This window comes from Sphingomonas sp. (assembly GCF_041661825.1).
Taxonomy (GTDB): Bacteria; Pseudomonadota; Alphaproteobacteria; order Sphingomonadales; family Sphingomonadaceae; genus Sphingomonas.
The window spans coordinates 1-13,431 of record NZ_JBAZTU010000005.1; the positions used below are offsets into that span (position 1 = coordinate 1).

The 13,431-nt window shown below is 65.7% G+C and carries 9 protein-coding genes and 1 pseudogene; 7 read left to right on the forward strand and 3 right to left on the reverse strand.

What is annotated here, in order from left to right:
* The 3 genes and pseudogenes from WC729_RS22335 to manD form a co-directional block, all read right to left on the reverse strand.
* Positions 1-125, reverse strand: a pseudogene (locus WC729_RS22335) (5-dehydro-4-deoxy-D-glucuronate isomerase); the annotation flags it as partial.
* A complete protein-coding gene (locus WC729_RS22340) occupies positions 125-1,192 on the reverse strand; it encodes a LacI family DNA-binding transcriptional regulator (protein ID WP_372856656.1) in 1,068 nt (355 codons plus the stop codon). The gene WC729_RS22340 and the pseudogene WC729_RS22335, both read right to left, overlap by 1 nt.
* A 26-nt stretch (positions 1,193-1,218) precedes the next feature.
* The gene (manD, locus tag WC729_RS22345) at positions 1,219-2,430 is read right to left on the reverse strand and encodes a D-mannonate dehydratase ManD (RefSeq protein WP_372856657.1); all 1,212 of its coding nucleotides are present in this window, start codon (positions 2,428-2,430) and stop codon (positions 1,219-1,221) included.
* A 138-nt stretch (positions 2,431-2,568) separates the two neighbouring features.
* Between manD and WC729_RS22350 the strand changes: the two genes are divergently transcribed.
* From WC729_RS22350 to WC729_RS22380, 7 genes are all read left to right on the forward strand, one after another.
* Positions 2,569-3,807 (forward strand): glycoside hydrolase family 105 protein, encoded by a 1,239-nt coding sequence (locus WC729_RS22350; protein ID WP_372856658.1) that lies wholly within the window; start codon positions 2,569-2,571, stop codon positions 3,805-3,807.
* On the forward strand, positions 3,804-5,696 hold the full coding sequence (locus WC729_RS22355) for a hypothetical protein (RefSeq protein WP_372856659.1): 1,893 nt from the start codon (positions 3,804-3,806) through the stop codon (positions 5,694-5,696). Before WC729_RS22350 ends, WC729_RS22355 begins: the two co-directional genes overlap by 4 nt.
* Before the next feature lie 100 nt (positions 5,697-5,796).
* Positions 5,797-8,751, forward strand: coding sequence for a TonB-dependent receptor (locus tag WC729_RS22360; protein WP_372856660.1), 2,955 nt, complete (start codon positions 5,797-5,799; stop codon positions 8,749-8,751).
* Positions 8,748-10,016 carry an alginate lyase family protein gene (locus WC729_RS22365; RefSeq protein WP_372856661.1) on the forward strand — a complete coding sequence of 423 codons (1,269 nt, stop codon included), beginning with the start codon at positions 8,748-8,750 and terminating at the stop codon, positions 10,014-10,016. The genes WC729_RS22360 and WC729_RS22365 overlap by 4 nt, the downstream gene beginning before the upstream one ends.
* Before the next feature lie 5 nt (positions 10,017-10,021).
* Positions 10,022-11,251 (forward strand): alginate lyase family protein, encoded by a 1,230-nt coding sequence (locus tag WC729_RS22370; RefSeq protein ID WP_372856662.1) that lies wholly within the window; start codon positions 10,022-10,024, stop codon positions 11,249-11,251.
* On the forward strand, positions 11,251-12,087 hold the full coding sequence (locus WC729_RS22375; protein WP_372856663.1) for a 2-keto-4-pentenoate hydratase: 837 nt from the start codon (positions 11,251-11,253) through the stop codon (positions 12,085-12,087). Before WC729_RS22370 ends, WC729_RS22375 begins: the two co-directional genes overlap by 1 nt.
* 13 nt (positions 12,088-12,100) lie before the next feature.
* Positions 12,101-13,384 carry an MFS transporter gene (locus WC729_RS22380; protein ID WP_372857179.1) on the forward strand — a complete coding sequence of 428 codons (1,284 nt, stop codon included), beginning with the start codon at positions 12,101-12,103 and terminating at the stop codon, positions 13,382-13,384.
* The last annotated feature ends 47 nt before the right edge of the window (positions 13,385-13,431 follow it).

Genomic DNA, 13,431 nt, shown 5'->3' on the forward strand with positions numbered 1-13,431 from the left:
GTATAGTTCAGCACGCACTCGCCCGCGCGGAACAGGCCCTGGATCAGATAGCGGTCGCGCAGCTCGTCGTTCGAGACACACTCCATCATGTCCGGGTGCGTGGCGTAATAAGTACGGTCGAACATCAAGCTTCCTCTCGGTGAAATGGGGCCGCAACACCCGGAGCGGGCGCGGGCGGGCGACCGACCGAAGCGCGGCGGATCAGCTTGGACAGAAAGAGCGACGGCTCCTTTGTCCCTTCGTCATCGGCGAGCGTGCCGGCCAGCAGCTTCAGCGCGGCCGAGCGCGCCATCGAAGCGATCGGCCAGCGCACCGTCGTCAGCGGCGGCCAGACATGGCCGGCGATGACCGTGTCGTCGAAACCGATGACTGACAGGTCCTGCGGCACGGCAAGGTTGCGCTGGCGCGCCGCGTGGAGCACGCCGGCCGCCATCTCGTCATTGCAGGAAAAGATCGCGGTCGGCATCGGCACCTGGTCGAGCAGGCGATTGCCGGCCTCGACGCCGGATTCGAAGCGATAGTCGCCCGAGGCGACCAGGCCGCGCGGCAGCTTGATCCCGGCTTCGGCCAGTGCGGTCTCGAAGCCCCGGCGACGCTCCTGAGCCGAGCGAAAGCCGTGCGGGCCAGTGACGAGGCCGATCCGGTGATGACCCTGCTCGATCAGGTAGCGAGTCGCCTCGGCGACGGCCTCGGCATCGTTGGAGGCGACCGAATGATCGGCGTCGTCGAGCATCGCCGAGCCCATCCGGACATAACGACAGCCGAGCGACCGGCAGAGATCGGCAAGAGCGTCATTCTCGGAAATGGGCGGCAGCAGCATCACGCCGAACAGGCGGTGGCGTTCGAGGAACTGGCGGAGATCGTCGAGCATGACGGGCGAGCCCCGATCGACCGGGCGGACGACCAGCGCGAATTCGGTGTCGCGGATCGCCTCCAGGATGCCCTGCTCGACGCCGAGCACCATCTGCGCATTGGGATTGTCGTGGATCAGCCCGATCAGGAAGTTGCGCCTGAGCGCCAGCCCGCGCGCCTGCGGGTTGGGGATGAAGCCGAGGTCGCGGATCACCGTCTCGACGCGCTGGCGCATCCGGTCCGACAGCAAGGGCGAGCGGTTGATCACCCGGCTCACCGTCTTTTTAGAGACGCCGGCGAGACGCGCCACATCGTTGATGGTCGGATTGGCCTCAGCCATCATATGCCCTCACTCGTCGGTCCCCCTCACCAATTGGTCATCGTGCCGTCTTCGAGCCGGTTCACCGGCAGATAGGCGCGGCTGTACTCGTACTTCGCCGCCAGCTCCTCATCGAGATCGACGCCGAGGCCGGGCTTGTCGCCCGGGTGCATCAGGCCGTTGTCAAAGCTATAGGCATGCGGGAACACCGCGTCGGTCTCCTCGGTGTGGCGCATATATTCCTGCACCCCGAAGTTCGGCACCGACAGGTCGAAATGGAGCGCCGCGGCCATGCAGACGGGCGACAGATCGGTCGCACCGTGGCAGCCGGTGCGGACATTGTGCATGTCGGCAAAGCTCGCGATCCGGCGCAGATGGGTGATGCCCCCGGCATGGACCACGGTCGCGCGGATATAGTCGATCAGCTGTTCCTCGATCAGCTGCTTGCAGTCCCAGATCGAGTTGAAGATCTCGCCGACGGCGAGCGGGGTAGTGGTGTGCTGACGGATCAGGCGGAAATTCGCCTGGTTCTCGGCCGGGGTCGCATCCTCCAGCCAGAAGGGGCGATATTGCTCCAGATCCTTGCCGAGGCGGCCTGCCTCGATCGGGGTCAGGCGGTGGTGGATGTCGTGCAGCAGATGCACGTCCCAGCCCAAGGCCTCGCGCGCCTTTTCGAACAGTGGCGGGACGGAGCGGAGATATTTCTCGCTCGACCAGGCATTCTCGCTTGGCAGATCGGCATCGGCGGGCTCGTAGAAATAGCGGTCCTTCGAGACGCCATAGGTCGAGGCAAGGCCCGGCACGCCCGACTGGAGCCGGATCGCCTTGTAACCGAGCGACTGGTAATGAAGCGCGTTGTCGATCGTTTCCTCGATCGTCTTGCCGTTGGCATGGCCGTACACCATCACGCCCTCGCGGCTCGCGCCACCGAGCAGCTGATAGACCGGCAGGCCGGCGATCTTGCCCTTGATGTCCCACAGCGCCGTGTCGACCGCGGCGATCGCCGACATGGTCACCGGGCCGCGGCGCCAGTACGCGCCCTTGTAGAGGAACTGCCAGACATCCTCGATGCGGTGCGCATCGCGCCCGATCAGGCAGGGCACGACATGATCCTGCAGATAGCTCGCGACACTCAGTTCGCGCCCGTTGAGCGTCGCATCGCCCAAGCCGTACACGCCCTCGTCGGTCTCGATCTTCAGGGTGACGAAATTGCGCCCAGGGCAAGTGACGATGACGCGCGCATTGGTGATCTTCGGCATCAGGCTCTCCTAGCCTTTTCCATACTTGTCATACAACTTTATTGACAGGGCCGCAGAAAAAGGAAAGATGATTCTGTCACCGGTGTCAGAAAATCGGGACCGGAAAGGAGGAGCAAGGATGCGGAAACAGGTTGCGCCTTGCGGGCAAAAGACCCGCGCGTCATCACCGTGGCGAGCCCCGCCCTTTCGGTCGCCACGGAGCCGGGCATCTGGGAGAAAGCCATGTTCGTGATCCTTCCCGCCGCGGCAGCCGCCGTCATGTTGACGGCGCCGGCGCCTGCCGAAGCCGCCATGCCGCGCCCCGCCGATATCCTCGCCGCCACGCGCCGGGTCGCCGACTGGCAGATCTCGCACCGCGACAATTTCGAGCGCATGCCGTCCGCCACTGCGAGCACGGGCAATCCGCGCGGCTGGCAGCAGGCGACCTTCTGGGTGGCGCTGACCGAACTGGCCGACCGGACGCGCGATCCGCGTTATGCCAGGACGATCCTCGATCTCGGGCGGAACGCGGGCTGGCGTCTGGGCGACCGGCCCTTCCATGCCGACGATCAGCTCATCGCCCAGGCCTGGCTATGGGCGTCGCGGCACGGCGCCGGGCAGGAAGCGGTCAAACCGATGATCGCCTATTTCGATCATGTGCTGGCCAATCGCCCGACGAACGATCTGCGCTTCGTGCCGCCGCCTGCGCCCGGCGATCCGGCCTGCACGACCCGGTGGTGCTGGTGCGACGCCCTGTTCATGGCGCCGCCGAGCCTGTTGGCGGTGTCCCGAGCGACGGGCGACAAGCGCTATGCCGCCTTCGCGCATGAGGAATATCGCGCGACCAGGGATTATCTCTACGACCCGGCCGAGCATCTGTTCTTCCGCGACAGCCGCTTCTTCGAGCCGCGCGATGCGGCGGGGCGCAAGCTGTTCTGGAGCCGCGGCAATGGCTGGGTGATGGGCGGGCTCGCGCGGATCATCCCGCAACTCGACCGGACCGATCCGATGCGCGGCTATTATGTCGGGCTGTTCCGCGAGATGGCGGCGCGCGCGCTGAAGCTGCAGAAGCCCGATGGGTATTGGGCGCCGTCGCTGCTGGACGACGGGCCGAACACGCAGCCCGAATCGAGCGGCACCGCCTTCTTCGTCTATGCGCTTGCCTGGGGCATCGATACGGGGTTGCTCGACGACGCCACCTATCGCCCGGCGGCGATCCGCGGCTGGTCGGCGCTGCAGCGCGCGGTCCAGCCCGACGGGATGCTGGGCTGGGTGCAGCAGGTCAGCGACCGGCCGGATTCGGTGGCGCAGGCCGATACCCAATTCTACGGCGCGGGCGCTTTCCTGCTGGCGGGAAGCGCGATGTACGATCTGTCGCGGCACAAGGTCCGTCGATGAAACCAGCCCTGATGGCCGCGCTGGTCGCGGCCCCGCTGGCCGCCGCGCCAAGCGCGCCGGCCTCGCCCGATCGTTGGGCCGGTCGGCCGCACGGCCCGGTCTATGCGGTCGCGCCGCCAATGCACGACACGGTCGAGCGGCGGCTGATGCCGCAGGTCGAGGGGTTGCTGGCGCAATTGCTGCGCGAGCGCCGCGAGATGGTGCTGGGCGGGGTGAAGGTCTTCGACAGCGGCGACAAGTTCCTGCCCGGTAAGATCGCGGCAGCAATGACCTATCACGTGCTCGACGTGCACGGCGATCCGCGGCTCGAGCAGCGCCTCGCGGAATATGCCGATATCGCCGATCTCACACTCGACGACGCGAACGATAGCTGGGGCATTTATTATTACGTCTCGGCACTTCACCAGCTGAAAGAGGCGGGGCTGCTGGACCGTGCGGTACGGCCGGCGACCCTGGCGAAGCTGCGGGTGCAACTCGACTGGCGACGCTTCGTCCGGCCCGATCTCTCGCTGATCAACCTGCCGAACAATTATTACGGCGTCGCCTTCAGCGTTGCCCGCTTCCGCTTCCTGATGGGATGGGAGGATGCCAGCGCGAGCGAAGCGCTGCTGGCGAAGATGATCGAGCACTACCGGCTCTATTCCGGCAAGTACGGTTTTGCCGACGAGACCGAGGGGGACGGGCGGTTCGACCGCTACAGCGTGCTGCTGATCGGCGAGATCGCGCAGCGCCTCGTCGAGACCGGGATGGCGCCGACGCCCGATGTGAAACAGTGGCTGCGGCGATCGGTCGACCTGATGCTGCCGCGCTTCAACCTCGGCGGCGAGGGTTTCGAATATGGGCGCAGCATCGGCACCTATGGCGAAACGGCGTTTCTCGAGGTGCTGACCGCGGCGGCGCGGTTCAAGGTCCTCAGCCCGGTCGAGGAGCGCATGGCCTATGCCTTTTCGTCGCGGGTCGCGGCGCGCTACATGGATTTCTGGGTCGATCCGGCGACGGGGTCGGTCGACATGTGGGATCATGGCCGGCGGACCGACAGCTATCGCGGCAAGCACCGCATCTTCGGCGAGAATCTCAGTCTGGCGCGCCAGTATATCTACACCGACGCGATCTGGAACGAGCTGGGCTATCGCGGGAAGGCGCCGGCGGCCGATTATGCGCGTTGGCTCGACCGATTGCCGCGATCGACCACGACGTGGTTCGCGCGCGGGGCGTATGACCGGGCGCTGGTCACGATCCGCGACCGCGGGCATGTGATCGGGCTGCCGATCATCAATGGCGCCGTGGGGCAGCATATGAACACGCCCTATTTCCCGGTGCCCTTCTCGCCGGGGCTGCTGCAGGGATCGGCCGATGCGAAATATCCGCATCTCGTGCCGCGCATCACATTGGCTGATGGCAGCGTGCTGATGCCGCTTGCCTGGTTCAGGAACGTCGCGGTGACGCGCCGGGGCGCGGCGACTGAAGTGCGCTGGCGGCAAGATGCGCTCGACCTGATGGGGGCAAGCAATGCCCGGCGCGACGATCGGGTGGCGATCGAGACACGCTATGTCTTCGCGCCCGGCAGGATCACCCGCAGCGACTCGATCGCCGCCAGGCCAGGGGTCGATATTAAGCGAATCGATCTCGAGTTCGCGACCTTCTCGAATCGGGCATCGACGCGTGGGGCGACGGTCCGATTCGGCCATGGCGAGGTCGCCGGATTCGAGGCGCGAAACCTGGGTGACTGCACTGCGGTCCCGGTCGACGCCGACCCGTACAGGGCGCCCACAGGGCCTTTTTCGACGGTTGTCCGTTGCGGAAAAATCCTTTCTTCTCAAGGCAGAAAGTCAATGACAACTTTGTCCTTAAGCTGGACATTGTCATACAACTATCGCGATTTGAATTGACACGACGCGAGACGCGGTTACTTTCGACCTCCAATGACACCGGTGACAATCGGGCGTGACGGAAGCGTAGGCTGCCGATCAAAAAACTCGGGAGGATAAGATGATCACCATGATGAATCGCCGTCATGCGGCACGCGCGCTCCTGCTGGCATCGGTCGCGGGAATCGGCCTGTCGCCGCTCGCCGCCGCAGAACGCGCTGCTACGGAAGTCGGACAGGACCGGATTCCGCCGGCCGAAACCGCCGATATCGCTGCGCAGGAAGGCGTCGCGGACGACATCGTCGTTACCGGCGCGCGGGCGACGCAGCGCAGCTCGATCGAGCTGAAGCGTGATTCCGCGGTCATCGTTGACGGCCTGGTCAGCGACGAGATCGGCGCGACGCCGGACAATTCGGTCGGCGACACGCTCGAGCGCATCACGGGCGTTTCGGCCGATCGCTTCAAGGGCAATGCCAACGAGTTGTCGGTGCGCGGCTTCGGCCCGACCTTCACCCTCTCGACCTTCAACGGACGCGAAGTGTCGACCGCGGGGCCGGATCGCTCGGTCGCGTTCCAGCAATTCCCGTCGGAGCTGGTCAACGGCGTGCTCGTCTACAAGACGCAACAAGCCGATTTCCTGGAAGGCGGCGTCGGCGGTGTCATCGAACTGCGATCGATGAAGCCGCTCGATTACGGCAAGCGCCGCATCCAGGCCGAGTTCCGCGCGGATTATCAGCCCAAGGACAATGACGTCTATCAGCATGACGGCATCGGGTACCGCGCCAACATCTCCTATACCGACCAGTTCAAGACCGGCATCGGCGATATCGGCGTGAGCATCGGCTATCAGCGCCAGGACACCACCACGCCGGAGGATTATTACAACGCCAACGCGACCTTCCAGGCGTGCAACACCTCGGCGCTCAACCCCGCCGTCCTGACGGGCAGCACGGCGGTGCAGACCGCGTCGGGCGCCAACCAGAATTGCGTGCTGGCGACGGGCCCGCGCACCGTGTCCGGCACGGTCGTCGGGGAAACCCGCGGCCCCGTCTATTTCGCCAATTCCTCCCGCAGCTTCCGAACGCAGAAGACCGCCGAGGTTCGCGATGCAGTGATCGGCGCACTGCAATGGCGGCCCTCGCCCGATTTCGAGATCGCGCTCGACGGCCAATATTCGAAGCGCGACAGCCTCGAGGACCGCAACGTCCTGTCGATCGCGGAGGGGCTTCGCGGCATCAAGCCGCTGATCATCGGCGATGGGACCAACGGCTATTCGCCCGGCGCGCTGATCAGCTATCGCGGCAATTCCAACATCGAGGACCAGCTCGAGACGCGCCAGCGCAACGAGGAATATCTCGGCGGCGGGATCAGCCTGGCCTGGACGCCGGACCGGTGGAAGATCACCGCCGACGGCTCCTATTCGCGCTCGCACCGGACCGAAACGCAGAAGGCCACGCGCATGCGGTCGACCAACCGTGTCGGCTATACGCTCACCTATGTCGGCGACAATGTCGTGCCGACTGTCGTGTTCGACAATTTCGACGTGACCAACCCCGCCAACTTCCTCGCGCTCGCCAACAACGCAGTCTATGCGCGCAACCGCTTCGTCACCGATCGCGAGGACGAAATCTGGGCCGGCCGGTTCGACGTGACGCGCGAACTCGACGGCTTCCTGACCTCGGTGAAGGTCGGCGCCCGGGTTTCGAACCATCAGCGCACCAACGACAATGCGCGCAACACCGATCTCAACACCATCCCGGGCACGCCGGCCCAGGTGTCGGCGATCATCACCGCGGCCAACCAGAATTGCCGGGTGCCGTTCACCACCACGTCCTACATGGCCGGGCAGGGCACCAACCTGACCAACTGGGCAACCTTCGACAATGACTGCCTGTTCCGCGCCTTTGCCGGCAGCGACGATGCCTTGCCTTATCCGGCGGACGGCCGCGACCCGAGCGATATCGACGTGCAGGAGCGGATCTATGCCGCCTATGCGATGGCGAATTTCCGGTCGGACCTGGGCAGCGTGCCGTTCAGCGGCAATGTCGGCCTGCGCTATGTCCGTACCGACATCACGTCGATCGGCTATCGTCAGGCCTATCTGATCACGGTGGATACCGGCGCCGACAATTATACCGTCGCGGTCGATCCGACGGGCACGCTGACCTCGAACACCGCCAAGGGCCGCTACGAATATTGGCTGCCCAGCGCGAACATCGCGTTCGATCTCAGCGACAAACTCAAGCTGCGCCTCGCCGGCTACCGCGCGATCGCGCGGTCGGGCATCGAGAGTTTCGGTGCCGGCATCACCCTCACCCCGGGGACCGGAACGGGGGCCAACAACATCATCTTCAACGCGACCACGGGCAACCCGAACCTCAAGCCGTTCCGCGCCTGGAACGCCGACGCCTCGATCGAGCTTTACGCCTCGAAGGACACGCTGCTGGCGATTGCTGGCTATTATAAATGGGTCACGGGGGCAGTGATCGGCCGTTCGGAGCCGATCCCGACCGACATCACCGTCACCACCATCACTGATGGCGGCCCGCGCCAGACGGGAAACATGACGATCAACCCGGTGGGCCCGGCCAACGATCTCGACCAGCGCCATCTCTACGGCGTCGAAGTGACGGCGAGCCACGCCTTCACCTGGCTGCCCTCGCCGCTCGACGGGTTCGGGGTGAGCGGCTCGGCCAACCGCGCCTTTGCCGATTTCGAATTTCCCGACACCTCGACGCTCGCGCCCTATCTCGAGCCGTCGAACTTGATCGGCCTCTCGAAATTCACCGCGAGCGGTTCGGTCTATTTCGAGAAATGGGGAGCGTCGTTGCGCGCGTCCTATCGGTACCGCTCGTCCTATTACAAGCCGAACGGGGGCACCAATCGCGAGGTGCGCGGCGCGAGCTATCTCAACCTGTCCGCCCAGTACGACCTGACCAAGAACGTCCAGCTCAAGGCCCAGGCGCTCAACGTCACGGGCACCAAGGATGTATTCTACAAGGGCGGCGTGGACAGCATCGCCGAGGTCAGCAACAACGGCCCGCAATATTTCCTCGGGTTCCGGGTGCGCCTGTGATCCGGTCCGGCACGGCGATCCTCCTCCTGACCTGTGCCGGTCTCGCCGCTGCCGGCATGCCCCCGGCAGCGGCGGATCCTCTGCGCACGCGGGCGACGCCGTCGCAATGCGCCGCCGAGGAAGGGTATAAGGCAGCGTTCGGGGGGCGGCGGACCTTCTATCTCAAGCCCGACCAGCTGGAAGCGATCAAGGCAGTCCGCGACAGCGACCCGGCAGTGGCCGAGGCCTATGCCGCGCTGATCGCCCGCGCAAACGCAGCGCTCCAGCGCAAGCCCGGATCGGTGATGGACAAGACGACCATCCCGCTGTCCGACGACCGCCACGATTATCTGAGCATCGCGCCTTACTGGTGGCCGGATCCGGCCAACCCCAACGGCCCCTATGTCCGGCGTGACGGCGAGGTGAATCCGAAGCGCGACACGAAATCCTATGATCGTACCGCGATCGGCCGGATGAGCAGCGACGCGGAGACTCTGTCGCTCGCCTATTTCTACAGCGGCGACCGCAAATATGCCGACAAGGCGGCCGAGGTTATCCGCACCTGGTTCCTCGACCCCGCGACGGCGATGAACCCCAATGCCAAGTTCGCCCAGGCCGTGCCGGGTCGCGAGAATGGCCGCGCCGAGGGGGTGCTCGACACCAATGCCTTTCAGCCGGTGATCGACGCGGTAGGCCTGATCGGTCCATCGGGCGCGCTAAGCGATGCCGAGGTGAAAGCGCTGGAAACCTGGTTCGGCCGCTATGTCGACTGGATGCTCAGCAGCCCGACTGGCCGCGAGGAGCAGGCGGCGAAGAACAATCATGGGATGTGGTTCGATGCGCAGCTCACTCAATATGCACTGTTCGCGCGCCGCGCGGCCATTGCGCGCAAGGCGGTCGCAGAATTCCCCAAGCGCCGAATCGCCGCGCAGTTCGATCCGTCGGGCTCGCTTCCTGGCGAACTGACCCGCACCCGCAGTTTCCATTATTCGATCTACGCGCTCGAGCCCGCTTATGACGTGGCGGAGATGGCCGGCTGCCTCGGCCTCGATCTGTGGAATTATACCGACGATAAGGGGCGCGGCCTGCGCAAGGCGACCGACTTCATCGCTGCCTATCGCGGCCGGCAGGCCGACTGGCCGTACAAGGAACTGAACTGGCCCGCGGCCGAGCTCGACGCGCTGTTGACCCGGGCCGACTGGGCATGGGGGCCGGGGCGTTATCCTCGCTCCAGCGAGGGTATGCCGACGCTGCTTTACCGCCCCCAAGCCTCCGCGGCGCGCTGACCGTCATGGGTCGTCCGGCCCCTTGGCCTTCCCTGTTCGGCCGGCGGGATGTGCTCGCCGGGGCGGCGTGCCTCGCGGTAGCGGGCAGGTCGGTCGCCGCCGAGCCGATCGATCTTGTCGCGATCGAACGTCAACGGGTGATACGCGCGGCCGATGCCTGCCTGGCGCGGGCACCGCTGACGATTGCCGCCATCCCGGCACCGCGCAGCCCGGGCAACCGGCACGATTATTATTCGGAAGGCGATTATTGGTGGCCCGATCCGGCCAATCCCAACGGCCCCTATGTCCGCCGCGACGGCTTTTCCAATCCCGCGAAGTTCGACGGTCACCGCGACGCGCTGATCCGCTTCGGCATGGACGTGCCGTCGCTGACAGCGGCCTGGCTGGTGTCGCAGGACGCGCGCTATGCCCGTCACGCGGTGGCCCATCTCAAGGCGTGGTGCGTCGATCCGGAAACCCGCATGACGCCGAACCTGGTCCACGCCCAGGCGATCATCGGGGTGAATCAGGGCCGCGCGATCGGCATCATCGATACGCTGCAGATCGTCGAGGTCGCGCGCGCTGTGGAGCTTCTCGGCCGCCGGCATACGCCGGGCTATGACGATGGCACGCGCCGGGCGGTCGAAGCATGGTTCCGCGACTATCTCGCCTGGCTCACCACCTCCGCGCCCGGTCGGGAAGAGCGCGACCAGGCCAACAATCACGGCACATGCTGGCTGCTTCAGGCCGCTGCCTTCGCGTCGCTGACCGGCGACAAGGCGGTCCTCGACAGCGCCCGCACGCGGCTGATGGAGGTGGTGATCCCACGCCAGATCGCGCCCGACGGCAGTCAGCCGCTCGAACTCGCGCGCACCAAGCCGTTCAGCTATTCGCTGTTCAATCTCGATGTGCTTGCCGGGGCCTGCCAGCTCCTGTCGGGCGGCAGTGCGGATCTCTGGCGCTTCGCCACGGCGGACGGGCGCGGGATCGGCCCGGCGATCGACTTCATGGCCCGCTACATTCGCGACAAGGCGCGCTGGCCCTATCCGCGCGATGTCGAATATTTCGATGCGCTGCCCGTCCGCCAGCCCAGCCTGCTCTTCGGCGGGCTGGCGCTGGGGCGGGCCGACTGGATCAGCCTGTGGAAATCGCTCGAGCCTGATCCGACGGTGCCGGAGATCGTCCGCAACTTCCCGATCCGCCAGCCTCTGCTCTGGGTTCCGCCCGGTGGCTCACATAATGGAATGCACACATGATGGCGGATCGAACGGCCGGGGAATTTTTCGACGGCCGTGCCGAGCATCGGTCAATCGCGGCCAAATTCGTTGCGGCACGGCACGCTGGCGAAGCGCTTGGCGGCTATCCCGGCACGCCGCCGGGATCGCTCGAGGAAGCCTATGCGATCCAGGCGCTGGCGATCGAATTGCGTGGCGGATCGGTCGGGGGATGGAAGCTGGGGCGGATCAACCCCCCTGCCGCTGACCGGATGGGTGCCAACCGGCTAGCGGGCCCGATCTTTACCGACATGATCTTCGAAGGCGATGCGGGCGGCAGTCGCGAGATGCCGGTGATAGCAGGCGGCTTCGTCGCGGCCGAGGCGGAGTTTCTGTTGCGCATCGGCGCGCGCACCGATCCATCGAAGGCGGCGTGGACGCTGGAGGAGGCGCGTGCCCTGGTCGACCGGGTGGCGATCGGTATCGAGATCGCCAGCTCGCCGCTCCGCGCGATCAACGAGCTCGGGCCTGCCGTCACTGCGTCGGATTTCGGGAACAACAACGGCTTGCTGGTCGGCGAGGAGCTTCCCGGTTGGCGCGCCGCCGACCTGGATTCGATTCCGGTCGCCTTCCTGCTCAACGGAGCCGAGATCGGGCGCGCCACCACGGCGACCATGCTCGACGGCCCCTGGGGAGCGGTCCGCTTCGTTGCCGAGCTTTGCGCCAAACGCGGCTTGGCGCTGGAGCCGGGGCAATGGATCTCCACCGGCGCCGTCACCGGAGTCCATCCCGTCGCGGTCGGCGACCGGGTCGAGGCACGGTTTGGCGAGACACTGTCGGTCGGGTGCGTCATCGTGGCGCAGGGCAATCGGGATTGATCGGGACATGACGATGGGCACAGGCGACACGGTGGTGGCAGCGGCGACCGACAGGATCGGGCGCTATCGATGGCTGATCTGCGGCCTGCTCTTCGCGGCGACCGCGATCAACTATGTCGATCGCCAGATGATCGGCGTGCTGAAGCCGACCATTTCGGCCGAGCTCGGCTGGAACGACAAGACCTATGCCGACGTCATCTTCTGGTTCCAGGCGGCCTATGCGATGGGCTATCTCAGCTTCGGCTGGATCATCGACCGGCTCGGCGCGCGGATCGGCTATTCGATCGCTTTCACCATCTGGACGCTGGGCCACACCTTGTGCGGCTTTGCCGGCAACGCCTTCCAGTTCTCCGCTGCGCGCTTCATCCTCGGCATCGGCGAGTCCGGCAATTTCCCGGCGGGTATCAAGGTCGTGTCGGAGTGGTTTCCGGCGCGGGAGCGCGCTTTCGCGACGGGCGTGTTCAACGCGGGCGCCAATATCGGCGCGGTGGTCACCCCGCTGATCGTGCCGATCATCACCATCGCGTTCGGCTGGCGCATGGCGTTCGTCATCACCGGCATTGCCAGCCTGGTCTGGCTGGTCGCCTGGATCTGGGTCTATCGCCGCCCGCGCGAGCAGCCGCGCGTTTCCGAGAGCGAGCTTGCCTATATCGAGAGCGATCCCGCCGACCCGGTCGAGAAGATCGGCTGGCTGCGCCTGCTGCGCTATCGCGAGACCTGGGCCTTTGCGATCGGCAAGTTCCTGACGGACCCGATCTGGTGGCTCTTCCTGTTCTGGACACCCGACTTCCTCGCCAAGACCTATGGCCTCGATCTGAAGAGTTTCGGCCCGCCGTTGGTCGTCATCTATCTCATCTCGGATTTCGGGAGCGTGGCCGGTGGCTGGAGTTCGTCGAAACTGATGAAGCGCGGGCTGAGCGCGAACCGCGCGCGCAAGCTGACCATGCTTGCCTGCGCCTTTCTGGTGATGCCGATCTTCTTCGCGCAATATGTCACCAGCCTGTGGGCCGCCGTGGCGATCCTGGGCATTGCGACGGCGGCGCACCAGGCCTGGTCCGCGAACCTCTACACCATCCCGTCGGACATGTTCCCGCGTGCCGCGGTCGGATCGGTGGTCGGGATCGGCGGGACCGCAGGCGCGATCGGCGGGATGATGATGGCCAAGTTCGTCGGTTACATCCTCGACGCGACCGGCAGCTACACGCTGATCTTCGCGGTGGCGGGGAGCGTCTATGTCATCGCGCTGGCCTGCGTTCATCTGCTTACGCCGCGTCTCGCGCGGGTTCAGGTGGCATGATCCCGATGGCGGTCTGGTCGATGCGCTTCCCGCATCGCTGACCGCCA